Raw genomic sequence first — 19,321 nt, 5'->3', positions numbered from 1 at the left:
GCGCCATGAACGACACCGGCCTCCTGCCCGAAGGGTTTCACGACCGCCTGCCCCCCGCCGCCGACGGCCTGCGCCGGTTCGAACATGCGGTGCTAGGGGTCGCGCATGGCTATGGCTATGAGCAGGTCGATCCGCCGCTCGCCGAGTTCGAGGCAGGACTGGCCGGGCGGTTGAAGGGCACGCGCGTCACCGATGCGGTGCGCTTCGTCGATCCGGTCAGCCAGCGCACGCTCGCGATCCGGCCCGACCTGACCGCGCAGGTCGCACGGATCGCGGCAACGCGCATGGGCCATCACCCGCGCCCGGTGCGGCTGTCCTATGCCGGCCCGGTGCTGAAGCTGCGCGCCAGCGAATTGTCGCCGCGCCGGGCACGCCGCCAGATCGGCGCGGAACTGCTCGGGCTCGATACGGTCGCCGCTGCCAGCGAGATCGTGACCGTGGCGATCGAGGCGCTGAAGGCGGCCGGCGTCACCGGTATCTCGATCGACTTCACCCTGCCCGATCTCGTGGCGATGCTGGCGGGCGACCTGTCGCCGCCGGTGCGCGGCGAGCTGATCGATGCGCTCGATGCCAAGGATGCCGGGCGGGTCGCGGCGATCGATCCCGCCTATCTGCCGCTGGTCGAGGCAGCGGGGCCGTTCGGCACGGCGCTCGACCGGTTGCGCGCGTCGGACCAGGCCGGGCGGCTGGCCGCAAGGCTCGATGCGGTGGCGGCGATCGCCGCGACGCTGGACGACGATATTGCGGTGACGCTGGATCCGACCGAGCGGCACGGGTTCGAATATCAGACGTGGCTCGGCTTCTCGCTGTTCGCACAGGGCGTGCTTGGTGAGGTCGGACGCGGCGGCAGCTATGCGGTGTGCCATGCCGATGGTGCCGAGGAATCGGCGGTCGGCTTCTCGCTCTATGCCGATGCGCTGCTCGATGCCGGGCTGGGCCAGCGCGAACGGGTACGATTGTTCCTGCCGCAAGACAGCGATCCGGCAGTCGCCGCCCGGCTGCGCAGCGAAGGCTGGGCGACGGTCGCGGCATTGAGCCCGGGCGATACGCCCGAAGCGCAGCTCTGCACGCACCTGCTGCGCGGGCACGAGATCGTCGCACTCGATTGAACGGGAACGGGGCGGCGCGGTGGCCGCCCCGAACCGGTCTTATTCCGCGTCGGTCTTGGGCTTGCGGCCACGACGGCGCGGGGCGTCGTCGGCACCGCCTTCGCCAGCCTCGTTCGCATCGACCGTGCGTGCCTTGCGGCCAAGGCCGATCCGCTTGGCCATGTCGCGACGGCTCTGCGAATAGGTTTCGGCGACCATCGGATAATCGGGGCGCAGGCCATAGCGCTCGCGATAGGTTTCCGGCGTCAGGCCGTGGCCGGCAAGGTGACGGCGCAGCGTCTTGTACGGCTTGCCGTCGATCATCGAGATGATGTGGTCCTTCGACGCCAGCGACTTGCGCACCGACACCGCCGCCACATGATCCTGCTGCGGCACCGCGTCCTCGGTTTCCGGCACGCCCGAAGCAAGGCCGAGAACGGTCGAGTGCATGGTTTGCAGGAAGGCCGGAACATCCTCTGCTGCGACGCGGTTGTTGCTGTTGTTCAGCCAGGCAATAGTCAGTTCGGCCGCAAGCTCGATCGCGTTCAGTTCGGAATTGTCGTCTGCCATGAAAGTCTCCTTCAATACCCATCCGCATGCGTTGCAAACCGGTACGGGTCAATGGCGTTGTTTGAATCTACCCGAACAATTCATCCGGCGGATGGATATGGCGACGATAAATTCAGCCGGCCCGTTCGCCATGTTACTATCGTCGCTGCGCAATAACCGGATGATAAGCATGCGGATAGTGTTCCCGGATGTTCTGGCGGACCATCGAACGGGGCCGATCCGCAAATCAAGCGGTCGTGACCGCATCCTCCAAGATCGGACATGGCGATGACCAGCGTTCCAACCGGCGCGACCCACGCCGATCCATTGTGGCACGAGATCGTCGACACGCTTCCGCTTCCCGCCTGGGTCAGCGATTTCGACGGGCGGCTACTCCGGGTTAACCCATGTTGGGACAAGAAGATCAGCGATCGATGGCAGGGAAGTTCATGGATCGATCACCTGATCGAAGCGGATCGTGCCGAAACTGTCGCCGCATGGCACGCCGCCGCGCACCGCGCGCCGCTCACCATTCCGGCCACGTTGATCGGCCGTGACGGACCGTATCGCGCGACGCTGACGCTTCGGCCGCTGACGGCCACGCAGGCGCAGGGGGCGTGGATCGGCATCGCGCTCGATGCCGAGGCGGGTCTTCGCGCCGAAACCGATCGCGCGGCGACGCAGGCTGAACTCGACACGCTGACCAACGCCATGCCGCAGATGGTGTGGGCGACGCGGCCCGATGGCCATCACGATTTCTACAATGCGCAATGGTATCGCTTTACCGGCGTTCCCGCCGGGTCGACCGATGGCGAAGGATGGAACGGCATGTTCCATCCCGACGATCAGGAGCGGGCATGGGCGCGGTGGTGGCACAGCCTTGCGACCGGCAACGATTACGAGATCGAATATCGCCTGCGCCACCATAGCGGCACCTATCGCTGGGTCTTGGGCCGGGCGGTGCCGGTGCGCGATGCCGAAGGCGCGATCGTCCGCTGGATCGGCACCTGCACCGACATCGACGCCGCCAAGCGCGCCGCCGAGCAGAACGAGATTCTCAGCCGCGAACTGAGCCATCGCATCAAGAATATCTTCGCGGTCATCACCGGCCTGTTGCGCATGTCGGCCCGGCGGGAGCCGGCGATGCGCGACTTCGCCGACGTGCTGGCGGCGCGGATCGCCGCGCTGGGCGTCGCGCATGATCTGGCGCGCCCGCACAGCGAACGCTCGCGCCCGTCGATCGGCGATGCGACGCTGCACCATGTGCTGGCCGAGCTGCTGTCGCCCTATGATGCCGGCCAGTGGCGGATCGCGGGCGAGGACACGCCGATCGACGATCGCGGCGCGACGCCGGTCGCGCTGGTGTTTCACGAACTGGCGACCAACGCCGCCAAATATGGCAGCCTGTCGGTGCCGGACGGGCGGGTGACGATCGAAATCGGGCGGACGGACGACCGGTTGACGATCGACTGGCGCGAGACGGGCGGCCCGCCGGCCGATCGTGCGCCCGGTACGACAGGCTTTGGCACCCGGCTGGCGGCGCTCAGCGTCGAACAGCAACTGGGCGGTACAATTACCCGCGACTGGCGTGCCGAGGGGCTTGCGGTGCGGATCGAAATTGCCGGCAGCGCACTGGTTCGCGGCTGACCGGTCCATAAAAAAGGGGCGGCACCCCGCGTGAGATGCCGCCCCATTCTTCAACCCGGCGATCAGCCGAAGGTGCGCTGCCACCAGCCGCGACGCGGCGCGTTGGCGTCGCCACCCGCTTCCGACGGATCGTCGGTCGCTTCCGCCGGTTCGGCGTCGGCGTCGGGCACGTCCGCTGCCACCGGGGCGGCGGCAGGCGCTGCATCAGCGGGCACGTCGGCCTCGGTCACGGCCGGTTCGGCCGGAGCTGCCGCCTTGCGACGCGGTGCCCGGCGCTTCTTCGGCGCGGGTTCGGCGTCCGCCTCGGGCGTGGCCGGCGCGGGGGGTGCTTCCACCGCCGGTTCGGCTACCGCTTCGGCATCGGCCTTGCGACGACGGGTGCGCTTGGGCTTCGGCGCGGGTTCGGCCTCGGCTTCCACTTCCACCGGTGCCGCCGGTTCGGGCGTCACCACCGGCGCGGCATCGCCTGCCTCGATCGTCACCGGCTCGGCGGGCGTCTCGGCCGTCGTTGCCTCGACCTTGGCGCGGGCGCTGGGCCGGCGGCGGGTCCGCTTGGGCGCCGGGGCCGGTTCGGCTTCCGGTTCCGCCGCTGCGACCACTGCCTGCGGGGCAGGTTCGGCGTCCGCCTCGGGTGCGGCGATGGCGGCCGGTTCCGCCCCCTCGTCGCTGTCCTCGGTCGGCAGGTCGGCGATCGCTACCGCGCCATCGGCGGCATCGAACGCAGCGTCACCGCGACGGCCACCACGCCGACCGCGCCGACGCCGCTTGCGGCGGTTGCTGTCGTCACCGGCTTCGACCGGAGCCGCAGCGTTGGTGTCGGCGTCCGCCTCGACGGTTTCCTCGACAGCATCGTCCTCGCCATCGTCGCTACCGTCCTCGTCGGTCGGCTCGGCGTCGTCGGCACCGTCTTCGCTGTCCTCGGCCTCGCCTTCCTCACGGTTGCGACCGCGGCGACCACGCCGGCGGCGGCGGCGCTTGCCACGGCCTTCACCTTCGTCGTCGCTGCGCGGCGCACGCGGCGCGTCCTCGACGACCGCTTCGTCCTCGGCTTCGACCTCGTCCTCTTCCTCGACCTCGTCATAGGCGTCGTCTTCGTCGTCGATGACGACCAGCGGCTCGATCTTCGGCGGATGCGCCGGCGGCGGGCCTGACGCCTCGACCGCCATGCGCGCGCCCTCGATCTCGGCATCGGGGATGATCTCGACGATCACGCCATAGCGATCCTCGACCTCGGCGATGTCGGCGCGCTTCTTGTTGAGCACGTAGAAGGCCGCTTCCTGGCTCGCGCGCAGCATGATGACCGAGCCGCGCCCGCGCGCCGCCTCGTCCTCGATGAGCCGCAGCGCCGACAGGCCCGCCGACGATGCGGTGCGGACCAGCCCGGTGCCCTCGCAATGCGGGCATTGGCGGGTCGATGCCTCCAGCACGCCGGTGCGCAGCCGCTGGCGGCTCATTTCCATCAGCCCGAAGGCGGAGATGCGGCCGACCTGGATGCGGGCGCGATCGTTCTTGAGCGCCTCCTTCATCGCCTTCTCGACCTTGCGGACGTTCGAGCCGTGATCCATGTCGATGAAGTCGATCACGACGAGGCCGGCCATGTCGCGCAGGCGCAACTGGCGCGCGATTTCCTGCGCCGCTTCGAGGTTGGTCGCGGTCGCGGTCTGTTCGATATTATGTTCGCGGGTCGATCGGCCGGAGTTGATGTCGATCGACACCAGCGCTTCGGTCGGGTTGATGACCAGATAGCCGCCCGACTTGAGCTGCACGACCGGATTGTACATCGCGGCCAACTGATCCTCGACATGCGCCCGCTGGAACAGCGGCACCGCATCGGCATATTGCTTCACCCGGCGCGCGTGCGCGGGCATCAGCAGCCGCATATAGTCCTTGGCGTGGCGGAAGCCGTCCTCGCCCTCGACGATCACCTCGTCGATGTCCTTGTTGTAGATGTCGCGGATCGCACGCTTGATGAGGTCGCTGTCGCCATAGACCAGCGCCGGTGCCGACGAGGTCAGCGTCTGGTCGCGAATCCCGTCCCACAGCCGCGCGAGATAATCGAAGTCACGCTTGATCTCCTGGCGCGAGCGCTGGAGGCCGGCGGTGCGGACGATGCAGCCCATCGACGCGGGCAGCGTCATTTCGGCCATGATCGACTTCAACCGCTTGCGGTCGGCGGCCGAGCTGATCTTGCGCGAAATGCCGCCGCCGTGCGCGGTATTGGGCATCAGTACGCAATAGCGGCCGGCGAGCGACAGATAGGAGGTCAGCGCCGCGCCCTTGTTGCCGCGCTCTTCCTTCACGACCTGCACCAGCAGCACCTGCCGCCGGCGAATCACGTCCTGGATCTTGTAGCGGCGACGCAGGTTCAGCCGGCGCTGGCGCAGCGCCTCGACCGCGGCATCATCGCCGCCGCTCTTGCGAGGGCGCGGCGCGGCGGGGGCGTCGCCCTCCTCGTCGCCTTCGTGATCGTCGTCGTCTTCGTCGCGCTCGACCAGTTCGACGCCACCGTCGACATCGTCATGATGGTCGTCGTCGTCGTAATCGACGTCGTCGTCATGCTCGCCCGCGCGCAGCGCCGCTTCCTCGGCGGCATGCTCGGCCTCTTCGGCCAGCAGCGCGTCGCGGTCTTCCTTGGGAATCTGGTAATAATCGGGGTGGATTTCGCTGAAAGCGAGGAAGCCGTGGCGGTTGCCGCCGTAATCCACGAACGCCGCCTGGAGCGACGGTTCGACCCGCGTCACCTTGGCGAGATAGATATTGCCCTTGAGCTGCTTGCGCTCGGCCGATTCGAAATCGAATTCCTCGATCCGGTTACCCTTGACGACGGCGACCCGGGTTTCCTCCCGGTGGCGTGCGTCGATCAGCATCCTCGTGGTCATGTGATACTCTCCGGGCGCGCGGAACCGCAGTCCGCGTCGGCGCGCCATGGCGCATGGCGGGGCGTCGTGTGCCGCCGGCCTGCGCGCGATTGATGGAAAATGCGTCTGCTGGCATGGGCAACCCGGGTTCCCGGGACATCACCGTCGCCCGAACGCCGGCCGCAAAAGCGGCACGGGCGGGGCGGGACGGAACTTGCCACATGCGAGCGTCAACCTGAAATACCCCCGCAGCGGATCGCGGCGGGGTGCCGCGTCGGATCGTGAAAACCATGAGGCCAGACCGACGTGGGTTAATGCGTAGCACCGCCCCTGCCGCTCGGCAACAGCGCTGCGGGATCGTTGCGGTAGCGTAGCAAAGCCGAACAAAAGGTTAACAGCCGATTCAGCAGGCTGGTTCACCCGGGGTTGAAGGAGCGTGGGATACACCATCACCATCGATAGTCGGGGCAGGTGCCATATCATGGTTTTGGGCTGGACCGGGTTTGTGAACCCACGGCATAGCGAGGGCATGGGATGGATGCTCGCCATGCTGTCGATCTGGTTCGGCGGCGCACCCGCCGCGGCACGCGCGGTCGAGGATGTCCGCGTGTCCGACGACCGGATCGTCGTGCGCTTCGACGAACAGGTCGGGGCGGCTGCCGCCTTCCTGCTCGGCGGGCCGGACCGGATCGCGGTGGACATCGACGGGGCGGTGCCCGGTGGCCGTCGATCGACCGGTGGACCGGTAGCGGGGGTGCGGCTGGGCGCGCGGGGTGCCGATGGCGCGCGCATCGTGTTCGACCTCGCCGAACCGGCGGTCGTCACGGGCGGGCGGTTTTCGGATCATGGCCGCAAACTGACGATCAACCTGCGCCGCGTCGACCCCGATCGGTTCCTGCGCGCGACGACGGCGGGGCGGATGCGTTTCTCCACCGGACTGGTCGCGGCGGCAAGCGTGCCGGTGTCGTCGAGCGCCGCGATGATCGTCGACCGGCGCGCGACGGTATCGGTGCCGGTCCCGGCACGGCGCGGCGGCATGGCGCTGCCGCGCGTGCAGGGCGACGCGGACCGCCCGCTGGTGGTGATCGATGCCGGGCATGGCGGGCATGATCCCGGCGCGATCTCGCCGCACAGCGGCGCGCGCGAAAAGGATCTGACGCTGAAAGCCGCGCGCGCGATGCGCGACGCGCTGCTCGACGGCGGGCGGGTGCGCGTGGCGCTGACCCGCGACCGCGACGAATTCCTCGTCCTTCAGGAACGCTATGCGATCGCACGGCGGCTGGGGGCCAGCCTGTTCATCTCGGTCCATTGCGACAGTGCCGAAAACCCCAATGCCACGGGTGCGAGCATCTACACCCTGTCCGAAGTCGCGTCCGATCGCGAGGCGGCGCGGCTGGCGGCGCGCGAGAACAAGGCGGACATTCTCGCCGGGGTCGATCTAGGCAAGCAGAGCGCCGATATTTCGTCGATCCTGATCGACCTGACCCAGCGCGAGACGATGAACGCCTCGGCCGGTTTCGCCCGGCTGCTCGGCCGCGAGGCGCAGGGGCAGGTGCCCTTGAAGCCCAATTACCACCGCATGGCGTCGCTGATGGTGCTGAAAGCCCCCGACCTGCCGTCGATCCTGTTCGAAACCGGCTATATCTCGAACGAGGCCGATGCCGAACGGCTCGAATCCGCCGAAGGTCGCCGCGCGATCGCGCAGAGCGTCCGCCGCGCGGTCGAGGTGTATTTCGCGCGGCGGATGGCGGCGCGGTAATTGCCGTCATTCCCGCGCAGGCGGGAATCGATATGCACCGACGTCGTGGATTGATCGAAACGTTCGCGGTTATGGATTCCCGCCTTCGCGGGAATGACGAAGGTCGTCCTTACCGCGCCAGCGCCTCGGCGATCAGCTTGCGCGAATTGTCGATGCCGTACAGCGCGATGAAGCTGCCCATGCGCGGCCCCTGTGGTGTGCCGAGCAGCGTTTCGTAGCAGGCCCTGAACCAGTCGCGTAAGGATTCGAACCCGGCGGTCTTGCCGATCTCGTACACCACGTTCTGAATATCTTCGGCGCTGGCATCGCCCGGCATCGCCGCCAGTTCGCCGTCCAGCCGTTCGAGCGCGGCCCGCTCGACATTCGTGGGCGCACGACGCAGCGGCTTGTCGGCGACGTCGCGGACATAGGCCAGCGCATGGTCGATCAGCGCGTCGAGCGCAGGATAGCGCTCCGCCGAGGCGTCCGCGACATAATTGGCGAGATAGCCCCAGACCTGCGGCTTGGTCGCGTCGCCCATCACCCCGACGAGGTTGAGCAGCAGCCCGAACGTCACCGGCAGCGTGTCGGCCGGCGGTTCGCCGCCGTGGATGTGATGCACCGGATTGCCGAGCTTCTGTTCGATCGGCTGATCGGCGTAATTGCCGCGGAACTGCCAATATTCGTCGATCGCGCGGGGGATGACCCCCAAGTGCAACTGCTTGGCCTTCTTGGGCTCGCGATAGGCATAGAAGGCGACGCTTTCGGGCGGGCCATAGGTCAGCCATTGTTCGAGGCTGAGGCCGTTGCCCTTCGACTTGCTGATCTTCTGGCCATGTTCGTCGAGGAACATCTCGTAGTTGAAGCCTTCGGGCGGACGGGCGCCCAGCACGCGCGCGATCTTCGACGACTGCGTCACCGAATCGATCAGATCCTTGCCCGCCATCTCGTAATCGACGCCGAGCGCGGCCCAGCGCATCGCCCAGTCGACCTTCCATTGCAGCTTCGCCCCGCCCGACAGGATCGACTGTTCGATCCGTTGCCCTTGGTCGACGAAGGCGACCATGCCGGTGTCGGCGTCGAGCACCTCGACCGGCACCTGCAACACCACCCCCGACGTCGGGCTGATCGGCAGCACCGGCGAATAGGTCGCGCGGCGTTCGGCCCCCAGCGTCGGCAGCATGATGTCGAGAATCGCCTGCATGTTACGCAGCACGCCCTTCAGCGCCTCGTCGAAGCGGCCGCCGCGATAATAGTCGGTCGACGACGCGAACTCATAGTCGAAGCCATATTGGTCGAGGAAGCCGCGCAGCCGCGCGTTGTTGTGCGCCGCGAAGCTTGCATGCGTCCCGAACGGATCGGGAATTTCGCTCAAGGGCTTGCCGAGGTGTTCGCGCAGCATGTCGCCGTTCGGGACATTGTCCGGCACCTTGCGCAACCCGTCCATGTCGTCCGAAAAGGCGATCAGCCGCGTCGGCTGGTCGGACAATTCCATGAAGGCGCGGCGGACCATCGTCGTGCGCAGCACCTCGTTGAACGTGCCGATATGCGGCAGACCCGAGGGGCCATAGCCCGTCTCGAACAGGATCGCCGCGCCATCCGATTTTCCGTTCGGATAGCGCTTGAGCAGCTTGCGCGCCTCTTCGTACGGCCAAGCCTTTGAAACCAGTGCTGCATTGCGGAGGGTGTCGTCGGTCATGGCGCTGCTGATACGCGGTTGGGCGCGCGATTTCTACATTGTGCAACATTTCGCAACGCAACCATGTCACCATTTGCGCGTACCGAACGCGCATGATCGTGACCGCTACCCCCCGCTATACGCGGATCATCGCCGAAGTCTGGAAGCCGGCGACCGGACTGTTCGTCTGGGACGTGATCGTCACCATCATCTATTTCGTGCTGCCTTTCCGTGCGCCCAGCCTGCCGCTGACGCTGTTCGGGTCGGCGCTGGCGCTGTTCCTCGGCTTCCGGGTGAACTCGGCGTATCAGCGCTGGTGGGAAGGGCGCATCCTGTGGGGGTCGATGATTAACGCCTCGCGCAACCTGGCGCGCGGCGCGATCGCGTTTCTGGGGCCGGAAGACGAGGGCGAGAAGCGTGACCTCAAGCGTTCGATCGTGTTGCGTCAGATCGCCTACGTCAATGCGTTGCGGTGCCAGTTGCGGCGACAGGACCCCAAGGACGATGTCCACCGTTTCCTGTCGCGCGACGAGGCGGGCGAGCCGCTCGGGCGCACCAACACCGCCAACGGGCTGCTCGACGGCACCGGCATGCGCATCGCCGAGAGCCATCGCCGCGGCTGGATCGACAGCATGCAGCAGCACAGCTTAGAGCGGGTGCTGATCGACATCGCCAACGCGCAGGGCGGCATGGAGCGGATCAAGAACACGCCGCTGCCCAACCAGTATCGCTTCTTCCCCGCGCTGTTCACCCGCCTGTTCTGCGTGCTGCTGCCGATCGGACTGGTCGAGACGCTGGGCGTGGCGACGCCGCTGGGGTCGGGCATCGCCGGGCTGATGTTCCTTGCCGTGCTCCAGATCGGCGAGGATCTGACCGATCCTTTCGCCAATACCGTCCACGATCTGCCGCTGTGCGCCATGTGCCGCACGATCGAGATCGATCTGTTGCAGGGCATCGGCGATCCCGCACCCGAACCGGCAACGCCGCACAAGGGCGTGCTGTGGTAAGCGAACGTCCGGCCATTTTGATGATCGTCGCGGCCCGCCCGGCGACGATGACGATCCCCCGGCCGGCGGTTGTCGGGCGGGGACGCGGGCCGCGATCGGGCCAATCGCCATCACGGAAAAACCGCACGGGCGAAGCGTTCCGCTTCCGTTCCTGACCGTCCGGCGGTAAGGCGGAATGATGCTGCCCTATCCCGCCCTGCACGCCAGCCATTCGGGGGTCTGGATCGCCGACAGTGACGGTGTGCGCGAGGTCAGTCGGGGCGAGGCGATCGCCTGCGCCGCCGATACGCCGACGATCCTGCTCAATGCGCCGCTGATTGGGCAGCGGCTGGGCTATGCCGATCTGTCGGGGCTCGACCTGCTCGAACTGTTTGCCTTCGTCCATCCCGCGCGGTTCGCGGTGCCGACGCCCAAGGGGCTGGCACAGGCGCTGGGCCAGCCGGTCCCGGTCGATGAGGCCGAGGTCGCGGGATCGTTGCGCGCGGCGGCCGTCAGGCTGCTGGAGACGGCATCGGCGCCATGGCCCGAACAGGAAGGGGCATGGACCGCCGCCCAGTCGCTGTTCCGCCTGCGCTGGCCATGGGCACCGGCGCTGGGGCAGGTGCTGCCCAAGCCCGAAACCGCCGAACGCTGGCTGTTCACCAAGCTTCCCGAATGGGACGAGGAAGCGCCGCGTGCCGCCCCGCGCAACATCACGCTCGCCGCCGATGCGATCGGCGAACGGCTGGCGCGGCTGACCGGAACGAGTGCCGAGGCGCGCAGCGGCCAGCGCGCCTTTGCCGGTGCCGCCGCCGCCGCCTTCGCGCCGCGCATGGCGCGCGACACCCCCAATCTGGTGCTGGCCGAGGCGGGAACGGGCATCGGCAAGACGCTCGGCTATCTCGCCCCCGCCTCGCTGTGGTCGGAGGCGGCGGACGGCGCGGTATGGGTATCGACCTTTACCAAGGCGCTGCAACGCCAGTTGGCGCAGGAAAGCGAGCGGGTGTTCCCCGATCCGGCGCTACGGCGCGAACGGGTAGTGACGCGCAAGGGGCGCGAAAACTATCTGTGCCTGCTCAACCTCGAGGATGCGTTGCAGGGCGGGTTTCAGGGGCGGGCGGCGATCCTCGCCCATCTCGTCGCGCGCTGGGCGGCCTATAGCGCCGATGGCGACATGGTCGGCGGCGACCTGCCCGGATGGTTGCCGACGCTGTTCCGCCGCAACGGATCGACCGCGCTGACCGACCGGCGCGGCGAGTGCATCTATGCCGGCTGCCCGCAGTATCGCAAATGCTTCATCGAACGCGCCGCGCGGGCCTCGGCCAAGGCCGACATCGTCATCGCCAATCATGCACTGGTGATGGTCAATGCCGCGCGCGGGCGCGAGACGGGCACGCGACCGACGCGCTATGTGTTCGACGAGGGGCATCACCTGTTCGATGCCGCCGACGCGATGTTCTCCGCCGCGCTGACCGGGGCAGAGGCGATCGAGATCCGCCGCTGGGTGCTTGGGCCGGAAGGCGGCGGGCGCGGGCGGCGGCGCGGGCTGGCGGCGCGCCTGTCCGACGTGGCGAGCTATGACGCGGCAGGCGGTGCGGCGGTGGCGGCGGCGGTCGAGGCGGCGCGCGCGCTCCCCGCCGACGGCTGGCTGGCGCGGGTGCAGGAAGGCGCGCCGTTCGGCCCGGTCGAGGCATTGTTGGGCGCGGTGCGCGGCGTCGTGTTCGCCCGCGCGAAGGATGGCGAGGCGGGGTACGGCTTGGAGACCGAACTGGCCGAACCTCCGCCCGAACTGGTCGATGCCGCCGCGCCGGCCGCGCAGGCGCTCGACGCGCTGCTGCGCCCGCTGGTGGCGCTCGGCAAACGGCTGGAGGCGGTGCTGGCCGAGGGGCCGGACTGGCTCGACGGCCCGGCGCGCGCGCGCTGCGAAGGGGCGATCGCTTCGCTTGGCTGGCGGGCGGAGACGGTCGGGGCATGGGGCCGGTTGCTCGCGCGGATCGGCGGCCCGGCCGATCCCGACTTCGTCGACTGGCTGGCGGTCGACCGGGTCGAGGGGCGCGAATATGACATGGGGCTGCACCGCCACTGGCTCGACCCCACCCGGCCGTTCGCCGAAACGGTGCTCAAACCGGCGCATGGCGTACTCGTCACCTCGGCGACGCTGCGCGCGGGCGGCGACTGGGCGACCGCCGATGCGCGGGTCGGCGCGCCGCACCTGCTGCGCAGTCCCGACCATTTCGAGGCGCCGAGCCCGTTCGCCTATGCGACGCAGGCCGAGGTGCTGATCGTTACCGACGTGACCCGCGGTGACCTGAGCGCGCTTGCCAACGCCTATGGCCGGCTGATCGTCGCGGCGGGCGGCGGCACGCTTGGCCTGTTCACCGCGATCCGCCGGTTGCGCGGCGTCCATGCCCGTATCGCCGACCGGCTGGCGCGCGACGGGCTACCGCTCTATGCCCAGCATGTCGACCCGATCGATACCGGTACGCTGGTCGACATCTTTCGCGACGATCCGCGCGCCTCGCTGATCGGCACCGATGCGCTGCGCGACGGCGTCGACGTGCCCGGCCGGTCGCTCAGGATGGTGGTGATGGAGGGGGTGCCATGGCCGAAGCCTGGCGTACTCCACGCCGCGCGGCGGCTGGCCGGCGGCGGCAGCGCCTATGATGACCGGGTGGTGCGCGCGCGGCTGGCGCAGGCGTTCGGGCGGCTGATCCGCCGCGCCGATGATCGCGGGCTGTTCGTGTTGCTGTCGTCGGCCATGCCCTCGCGCCTGCTGGGGGCGTTTCCCGAAGGGACGCCGGTCACGCGCTGCACCCTCGACGAAGCGGTCGCACGCGCCCTTTCCTTGGGGGGCGAAGTCGGGCATGGGGCGGCTGCCCTGTCGATGGAGCCGCCTTCATGAAGACGCTGACGCTGCTGCGCCACGCCAAGTCGGGCTGGGACGATCCCGTCGCACGCGATTTCGACCGGCCGCTGAACGCCAAGGGCGCGCGCGCCGCGACCGCGATGGGCCGGCATCTTCTGCGCGAGGCGCTGCGCTTCGATCATCTCGTCGCCAGCCCCGCGCTTCGCGTGGTGCAGACGCTCGATCATTTCGGGCGTGGCTATGGCGATCTGCCCGCGTGCAACAGCGACCGCTCGCTCTATCTCGCATCGGCGGCGACGCTGCTCGACGTGGTGCGCGCGCTGCCGGCGGATACCGATCGCGCGTTGCTGGTCGGGCATAATCCGGGGCTGGAGGATCTCGTCCTGCTGCTGTCGGCCGAGAGCAATCCGTTGCGCGGTGCGGTCGAGGAGAAATTCCCGACCGCCTCGGTCGCGGTGCTCGAACTGGACGGCGACTGGGCGGCGGCGGACGATGGCTGCGGCCACCTGATCCGCTTCACCCGCCCACGCGACCTCGACCCGACGCTGGGGCCGGGCCACGACTAGAACGACTCCCCTCCCTGACAAGGGAGGGGCTGGGGGTGGGTCGGCCCGAGAGGGAACGTATCCGCCTGCCCCAAGCCTACCCACCCCCGACCCCTCCCTTGTCAGGGAGGGGAGCATAACGGTATCCGTAAGCTTCGAAACCGAACCGCCTACTTCTTGTCGGCGTAGAACCGCTTGACCACGTCCCAGCCTTCCTCAGCCGTTTCGACGAAGGTGATGAGGTCGAGATCGCGGGCCGAGATCACGCCTTCCTCGACCAGTGCGTCCCAATTGACGACCCGTTCCCAGAACTCGCGGCCATAGAACAGCACCGGGATCGGATCGATCTTGCCGGTCTGGATCAGCGTCAGCAGCTCGAAGCTCTCGTCGAACGTGCCGAAGCCGCCGGGGAACACCGCCACCGCCCGTGCGCGCAGCAGGAAGTGCATCTTGCGCAGCGCGAAATAGTGGAACTGCATCGACAGCGCCGGGGTGACATAGGGGTTGGGCGCCTGTTCGTGCGGCAGGACGATGTTGAGCCCGATCGATTCGGCGCCCGCCTCGTTCGCGCCGCGATTGGCGGCTTCCATGATCGAGGGACCGCCGCCCGAACACACGACGAAATGGCGCTTGCCGTTCGTGTCGTTGGGGAACTGGCTGGCATGGAACGCCAGCTCGCGCGCCACGTCGTAATATCGCGCCTTGGCGATCATCCGCTCGGCGATCGCGCGCGAGGCATCGTCCTGCGCCAGCTCGAGGAGCATTTCAGCCTTGTCCGGCTCGGGAATGCGCGCCGACCCATAGATGACGAAGGTCGAGGCGATGTTCGCCTCGTCGAGCAGCAGCGAGGGCTTGAGCAGTTCGAGCTGGAACCGCACCGGGCGCAGATCCTCGCGCAGCAGGAATTCCATGTCCTGGAACGCCAGGCGATAGGCGGGATGCTCGGTCTGCGGGGTGGCGAGCTGCGTGCGGGCGGCTTCGGCTTCCTGCTTGGCCCCGCGGAACACGCGGGACGGGACTTTGGTGTCGGTCATAGACGATGGACTTGTAAGCACCGCCCCCCGCCCAAGCAAGCGCGATACGTCAACGACATAGCGGTCGCCCGCCCATGTCGAGGTGGAGGTGATTGTAATGGGCGGCGTTGTAATCGGGGGTGAGGGTGGTGACGAATCGCTTGCAGGCCGATCGCTGGATCACGCGCAGGAACTCGCGCTTGTCGGCATCGTCGCCGTTCCAGTCGCGCTCGATCGATATTCGCCGCCCGTCGGCCAGCACGAAGGCGGCGATGTCGACCGCATTGGCAAGGCCGTGTTCGGACACCCGCCCGGCCGAGCGCGCACCCCCGCCGACGATCCCGCGACAGGCATAGGTGCCGAAACTGTCGATCTTCACCACGTCGCTGCCCAGCATCTGCCGTGCCGCCGGGCGCACGCCATGGCGGATCCAGCCGATCATCGCCCGCGCCGCCGGACAGCGGATCGCCTTCAGCCCCGCAACCGGCACGCCGATGTCGAGCAACTGCACCGCGCCGAGCACCACGCAACCCGAACCGTAATCGCGGTCGGGCAGCGGGCTGAAACGGACCCCCGCCGCCGACAGATCGGCATAGCATTGCTGCGTGTCGCGCGGCGTCGCGCCGGTCAGCGTGATCGGTCCGCCGGCACGGGGGCGGATGGCGGGCGGTGCCGGCGTATCGCGCTCGCCGCCGGCGCAGGCCGACAACAGCAGGATCGCGGAGAGGGCAAGGGCATGGAACCACGACGCGGACATTGCCCGGTGACGTCCCATGCGCGGTCCGCGCGCGCAAGTCGGGATGCGATCGGCGGTAACCCACTCACGTCGAAGATATTTTGGATACCGGTGTCACAAAGCGGATTGATCGTGGGGCGGGCATCTGAAACAATCAGTGCATATGCCTAACGACACGCTTCGGCGTGAATGCCTCCGCCGCCGAAGGAATATCGTGTGACGCTTCACGTCCGTACCCTGTCCGACCGCGTCTTCGAAATCGTGCGCGAACGCATCGTCAGCGGGGCGTTGATCGAACGCGCGCCGATCCGGCAGGATTCGCTCGCCGCCGAACTGGGCGTGAGCAAGATTCCGCTGCGCGAGGCGCTGGCTCGACTGGAACAGGAGGGGCTGATCGCCAGCCAGGCGAACCGGGGCTATACCGTCCAGCCGATGTCGGCGGGACAGGCCGAGGAAATCTACGAGCTGCGCATCGTCGTCGAACCCGCGGCGGCCGCCTATGCGGCGACCCGTGCCGACGACACGTATCGCGCGCAGTTGCTGGATGCGTTCGAACGGCTCGACGCGGCGATGACCCGCGATCTGGTCGAGGCGGCGGCGTGCAACCGCGCGTTCCATGCCGCGCTGGTCCGCGCGCCGGGACGCGAGCTGACCGTGCAACTGGTCGAGCGCCTGTCGGTCCTCGCCGAACGCTATGTCGTCGCCCATCTGCGCCCTGCCGGACGCGGCGACCGCGCGCATGTCGAACACAAGCTGCTCTTGGACGCATGGATGGCCGGCGACGGGGCGGCGGTGGAAGCGATGCTGAAGGGCCATCTGATCGGCACCATCGAGGATCTGCGCACCGAATTCGACGCCGCCAGCAAGGCGGCGTGACGCCGGGGGCGGCACCCGATAGGGTGGTCGCCATGCTGCGTATCGTCCTGACCCTCGGTCTGATCCTGCTCGCGTCGCCGGCGCCGGCGCGCGATATCCTGTTCATCGGCAACAGCTTCACCTTCGGCGCGGGGTCGCCGGTCGAACGCTACCGCCCCGACAGCGTCACCGACCTGAACGGGGAGGGGATCGGCGGCGTGCCCGCATTGTTCCGCAGCTTCGCCGAACAGGCCGGGCTAGACTGGCGGGTGTCGCTCGAAACGTCGCCGGGCAAGGATCTGGCGTATCACGCCGCCAACAAACGCGCGCAGATCGACCGGCAATGGGACGTGGTGCTGTTGCAGGGCTATTCGACGCTCGATGCGGAGCGGCCGGGCGATCCGACGCGCCATGCCGCCGCCGCCGCGCGGATCGCCGCCCTGGTCCGCGCGCGCAACCCCCGGGCCGACGTGCGGCTGGTCAGCACCTGGTCGCGCGCCGATCTGACCTACCGCCCCGGCAGCCCGTGGTCGGGCAAGCCGATCGCGACGATGGCCGAGGACCTGGCGAGGGCGAACCGGACGGCGAAGCGGCAGGCACCGGGCGTCCGCCGCGTCGTGCCGGTCGGGCTGGCGTGGAACCGCGCGATCGCCGCCGGCCTTGCCGACGCCAACCCCTATGACGGGATCGATCCGGGCAAGATCGGCTTGTGGGGCAACGATCACTATCACGGCAGCACCGAGGGCTATTATCTCGAGGCGCTGACGATCTTCGGACAGGTGACGGGCCATGACGTGCGCAAGCTAGGGGCAGACGAGCGCGCCGCGCGCGATCTGGGGTTGTCGCCGCAGACGGCGGTCGCGTTGCAGCGGGTGGCGTGGGAAACGGTGCGGCGCGATCGATGAGAGCGGCGGTGATGTTCGCGCTGGCGGTGCTGTTGGCGGGTTGCGGCGGTGGTGACGACGACCGCGCGGCCCGATTGCGCGCGGCGGGGCCGAACCCCTCGCTCGACGCGCTGCTGCGCGTCGCCAGCGTCGATGCCGGCAAACGCGCCTTCGGGCAATGCGGCCAGTGCCATACGATCGGACAGGGTGGGCAGGCGCTCGCCGGTCCCAATCTGTACGGCATCATGGGACGCGCCGTCGCCGCCGATCCGCGCTTCGGCTATAGTCAGGCGCTGATCGACCATGGCGGACGATGGGACGCGGCGACGATGGACCGCTGGCTGGCGAACCCCGCCGCGATGGTGCCGGGGACGCGGATGATGTTCGGCGGGATCGCCGACCCGCTGCGGCGTGCCGACGTCATCGCCTATCTGCGCTCGGCAGGACCGATCACGCCAGCGCCCTGAGCAGCGATTCCCACCACGCGACCCCGGCATCGAACGACGCGACGGGCAGGCGTTCGTTCAGACCATGGGCGAATTCGTCCGATGGCTTCATGAACACGCTGCCGATGCCGAACGCGGGGATGCCGCGCGCGCGAAAGTGCATCGAATCGGTCGCGCCCGCTTCCATCGCCGGGATGACGGGCGTGCCCGGCGCGCGCTTCGCCACCGCCGCCCGCACCGCCGCCAGCACGCGCGGTTCGAGCGGGGAGGCTCCCGCCTCGATCGTGCCGTTGTCGATCAGCTCGATCCGAATCGCCGGATCGGCGATGAGGCTGGTCAGCTTCGCCTGAATCGACGCGCGCGAGGTGCCGGGAAAGATGCGGCAGTTGATGTTGGCGACCGCGCGCTGCGGCAGCGCGTTGGGCGCATGCCCGCCGTTGAACTGCGTGGGCACGCAGGTGGTGCGGACCTGTCCGACGAATTCGGGCTTCGACGACAGCAGATCGGCGGCGGCGGTGTCGTTCGGGTTGGCGGCGAAGGCGCGCATCGCGTCGCCGGTGGGGCCGGGGTTGTTGGCGGCGCTGCCTGCCAGATACGCCTTGGTGATCGCATTCTGTTCGGGCGGGAAGCGATAGGCGGCGATCCGGCCGACCGCCGCCGCCAGCCGGGCAATGGCGTTGACCGGTCCCGGGCGGCTGGAATGGCCGCCGGCATCGGTGATCGTCAGGCGGAAGTCGCCGTACACCTTCTCGGCCGCCTGCAAGCCATAGACGGTCGGCTTGCCCGCCTCGTCCAACGTGCCGCCGCCGGCGTCGGCGTTCAGCACCAGTGCGGCGTTCTTGAACCGTTCGGCGGCGGCGCGGGTCGTCGCCATCGTCGTTTCCTCATCGCCGGTCAGCAGCAGCACGACGTCGCGTGCCGGCACCCAGCCGGCACGCTTCAACTGCATCAGCGTGGCGATGAGGATCGAGACATCGCCCTTGTTGTCGAGCGATCCGCGTCCGAACACATAGCCGCCTTCGACCACCGGGGTGAACGGATCGCGCGTCCAGTCGGCCGGATCGGCGGCGACGACGTCCATATGGCCGAGCAGCACCGTCGGCTTGGCCGCCCGGTCGCGCCCGGCATAGCGCGCCACCAGATAGCCGGTATCGCCCATGGCCACGAACTCGATCGCTTCGGCGGGGAGGCCGGCGGCGACCAGTTGCGCCTTCAGATACGCGGCATAGACCGGCACCTGCCCCTGACCGGCGACGGTGCGGAACGCAATTCCCCGGGACAGCAGCGACAGCGCTTCCCGGCCGCCGGGGGTGGTCGGACCCTGCGCCAGCGCGGGAGTGGCGAGCAGGACGGCGGACAACAGGGCAGCCAGACGGCGCATCACTCGATCTCCCACTAAGCGGACAGCGCTTGGTGCCGCGCCGCCCGCGTC

15 protein-coding genes are annotated in these 19,321 nt (G+C 68.5%); 9 read left to right on the top strand and 6 right to left on the bottom strand.

Going from position 1 to position 19,321, the window contains the following annotated elements:
• Positions 1-5: 5 nt before the first annotated feature.
• A complete protein-coding gene (locus ASG37_RS14825; protein WP_055761977.1) occupies positions 6-1,109 on the top strand; it encodes an ATP phosphoribosyltransferase regulatory subunit in 1,104 nt (367 codons plus the stop codon).
• A 39-nt stretch (positions 1,110-1,148) separates the two neighbouring features.
• Here ASG37_RS14825 and ASG37_RS14820 read toward each other — a convergent pair whose 3' ends face one another.
• Positions 1,149-1,658 carry a MucR family transcriptional regulator gene (locus ASG37_RS14820; RefSeq protein ID WP_055761975.1) on the bottom strand — a complete coding sequence of 170 codons (510 nt, stop codon included), beginning with the start codon at positions 1,656-1,658 and terminating at the stop codon, positions 1,149-1,151.
• A gap of 267 nt (positions 1,659-1,925) precedes the next feature.
• On the opposite strand from ASG37_RS14820, the gene ASG37_RS14815 reads away from it, so the two are divergent.
• On the top strand, positions 1,926-3,284 hold the full coding sequence (locus ASG37_RS14815; RefSeq protein WP_235525258.1) for a sensor histidine kinase: 1,359 nt from the start codon (positions 1,926-1,928) through the stop codon (positions 3,282-3,284).
• Positions 3,285-3,346: 62 nt separating this feature from the next.
• Here the strand turns inward: ASG37_RS14815 and ASG37_RS14810 are convergent, their stop codons facing one another.
• Entirely contained in the window at positions 3,347-6,163 is a 2,817-nt protein-coding gene (locus ASG37_RS14810) for an Rne/Rng family ribonuclease (RefSeq protein ID WP_235525257.1), read from the bottom strand.
• A gap of 460 nt (positions 6,164-6,623) precedes the next feature.
• Between ASG37_RS14810 and ASG37_RS14805 the strand changes: the two genes are divergently transcribed.
• A complete protein-coding gene (locus tag ASG37_RS14805; RefSeq protein WP_055761967.1) occupies positions 6,624-7,901 on the top strand; it encodes an N-acetylmuramoyl-L-alanine amidase in 1,278 nt (425 codons plus the stop codon).
• A gap of 109 nt (positions 7,902-8,010) precedes the next feature.
• Here ASG37_RS14805 and ASG37_RS14800 read toward each other — a convergent pair whose 3' ends face one another.
• Positions 8,011-9,579, bottom strand: a complete 1,569-nt coding sequence (locus tag ASG37_RS14800; protein WP_055761965.1) for a lysine--tRNA ligase — start codon at positions 9,577-9,579, stop codon at positions 8,011-8,013.
• A 92-nt stretch (positions 9,580-9,671) separates the two neighbouring features.
• On the opposite strand from ASG37_RS14800, the gene ASG37_RS14795 reads away from it, so the two are divergent.
• The 3 genes from ASG37_RS14795 (at position 9,672) to ASG37_RS14785 (ending at position 13,976) form a co-directional block, all read left to right on the top strand.
• Entirely contained in the window at positions 9,672-10,565 is an 894-nt protein-coding gene (locus tag ASG37_RS14795) for a bestrophin family protein (RefSeq protein WP_055761962.1), read from the top strand.
• A gap of 178 nt (positions 10,566-10,743) precedes the next feature.
• Positions 10,744-13,446 (top strand): ATP-dependent DNA helicase, encoded by a 2,703-nt coding sequence (locus ASG37_RS14790; RefSeq protein WP_055762443.1) that lies wholly within the window; start codon positions 10,744-10,746, stop codon positions 13,444-13,446.
• On the top strand, positions 13,443-13,976 hold the full coding sequence (locus tag ASG37_RS14785) for a SixA phosphatase family protein (RefSeq protein WP_055761959.1): 534 nt from the start codon (positions 13,443-13,445) through the stop codon (positions 13,974-13,976). Before ASG37_RS14790 ends, ASG37_RS14785 begins: the two co-directional genes overlap by 4 nt.
• Positions 13,977-14,125: 149 nt before the next feature.
• Here ASG37_RS14785 and ASG37_RS14780 read toward each other — a convergent pair whose 3' ends face one another.
• Both ASG37_RS14780 and ASG37_RS14775 read right to left on the bottom strand, forming a co-directional pair.
• The gene (locus ASG37_RS14780) at positions 14,126-14,989 is read right to left on the bottom strand and encodes a TIGR00730 family Rossman fold protein (protein ID WP_055761956.1); all 864 of its coding nucleotides are present in this window, start codon (positions 14,987-14,989) and stop codon (positions 14,126-14,128) included.
• 49 nt (positions 14,990-15,038) lie between these two features.
• Entirely contained in the window at positions 15,039-15,725 is a 687-nt protein-coding gene (locus ASG37_RS14775) for an extensin family protein (RefSeq protein ID WP_055761954.1), read from the bottom strand.
• Positions 15,726-15,920: 195 nt separating this feature from the next.
• Here ASG37_RS14775 and ASG37_RS14770 point away from each other — a divergent pair, with 195 nt between their 5' ends.
• From ASG37_RS14770 to ASG37_RS14760, 3 genes are read left to right on the top strand one after another with little or no spacing between them, the layout of a single operon-like run.
• Positions 15,921-16,580: a GntR family transcriptional regulator gene (locus tag ASG37_RS14770; RefSeq protein ID WP_055762440.1), complete on the top strand. Its 660-nt coding sequence runs from the start codon at positions 15,921-15,923 to the stop codon at positions 16,578-16,580.
• Positions 16,581-16,612: 32 nt separating this feature from the next.
• Positions 16,613-17,464, top strand: coding sequence for a glycosyl transferase family 1 (locus ASG37_RS14765; protein WP_055761950.1), 852 nt, complete (start codon positions 16,613-16,615; stop codon positions 17,462-17,464).
• Positions 17,461-17,910, top strand: coding sequence for a c-type cytochrome (locus tag ASG37_RS14760; protein WP_055761947.1), 450 nt, complete (start codon positions 17,461-17,463; stop codon positions 17,908-17,910). The genes ASG37_RS14765 and ASG37_RS14760 overlap by 4 nt, the downstream gene beginning before the upstream one ends.
• Here ASG37_RS14760 and ASG37_RS14755 read toward each other — a convergent pair.
• The gene (locus ASG37_RS14755; protein WP_082448521.1) at positions 17,894-19,270 is read right to left on the bottom strand and encodes a M20/M25/M40 family metallo-hydrolase; all 1,377 of its coding nucleotides are present in this window, start codon (positions 19,268-19,270) and stop codon (positions 17,894-17,896) included. The genes ASG37_RS14760 and ASG37_RS14755 overlap by 17 nt on opposite strands.
• Positions 19,271-19,321 lie beyond the last annotated feature (51 nt).

Source organism: Sphingomonas sp. Leaf407, from assembly GCF_001425385.1.
In the GTDB taxonomy this organism is placed as follows: Bacteria; Pseudomonadota; Alphaproteobacteria; order Sphingomonadales; family Sphingomonadaceae; genus Sphingomonas.
This window is presented reverse-complemented; position numbering and strand designations above follow the sequence as displayed.

Bases quoted from the DNA above. Each gene is read 5' to 3' on its own strand.
- ASG37_RS14825 (WP_055761977.1), top strand. From the start codon at position 6: ATGAACGACACCGGCCTCCTGCCCGAAGGGTTTCACGACCGCCTGCCC.
- ASG37_RS14790 (WP_055762443.1), top strand. From the start codon at position 10,744: ATGCTGCCCTATCCCGCCCTGCACGCCAGCCATTCGGGGGTCTGGATC.
- ASG37_RS14765 (WP_055761950.1), top strand. From the start codon at position 16,613: ATGCTGCGTATCGTCCTGACCCTCGGTCTGATCCTGCTCGCGTCGCCG.
- ASG37_RS14805 (WP_055761967.1), top strand. From the start codon at position 6,624: ATGGTTTTGGGCTGGACCGGGTTTGTGAACCCACGGCATAGCGAGGGC.
- ASG37_RS14780 (WP_055761956.1), bottom strand. From the start codon at position 14,989: ATGACCGACACCAAAGTCCCGTCCCGCGTGTTCCGCGGGGCCAAGCAG.
- ASG37_RS14755 (WP_082448521.1), bottom strand. From the start codon at position 19,270: ATGCGCCGTCTGGCTGCCCTGTTGTCCGCCGTCCTGCTCGCCACTCCC.
- ASG37_RS14785 (WP_055761959.1), top strand. From the start codon at position 13,443: ATGAAGACGCTGACGCTGCTGCGCCACGCCAAGTCGGGCTGGGACGAT.
- ASG37_RS14800 (WP_055761965.1), bottom strand. From the start codon at position 9,579: ATGACCGACGACACCCTCCGCAATGCAGCACTGGTTTCAAAGGCTTGG.
- ASG37_RS14815 (WP_235525258.1), top strand. From the start codon at position 1,926: ATGACCAGCGTTCCAACCGGCGCGACCCACGCCGATCCATTGTGGCAC.
- ASG37_RS14795 (WP_055761962.1), top strand. From the start codon at position 9,672: ATGATCGTGACCGCTACCCCCCGCTATACGCGGATCATCGCCGAAGTC.
- ASG37_RS14810 (WP_235525257.1), bottom strand. From the start codon at position 6,163: ATGACCACGAGGATGCTGATCGACGCACGCCACCGGGAGGAAACCCGG.
- ASG37_RS14820 (WP_055761975.1), bottom strand. From the start codon at position 1,658: ATGGCAGACGACAATTCCGAACTGAACGCGATCGAGCTTGCGGCCGAA.
- ASG37_RS14775 (WP_055761954.1), bottom strand. From the start codon at position 15,725: ATGTCCGCGTCGTGGTTCCATGCCCTTGCCCTCTCCGCGATCCTGCTG.
- ASG37_RS14760 (WP_055761947.1), top strand. From the start codon at position 17,461: ATGAGAGCGGCGGTGATGTTCGCGCTGGCGGTGCTGTTGGCGGGTTGC.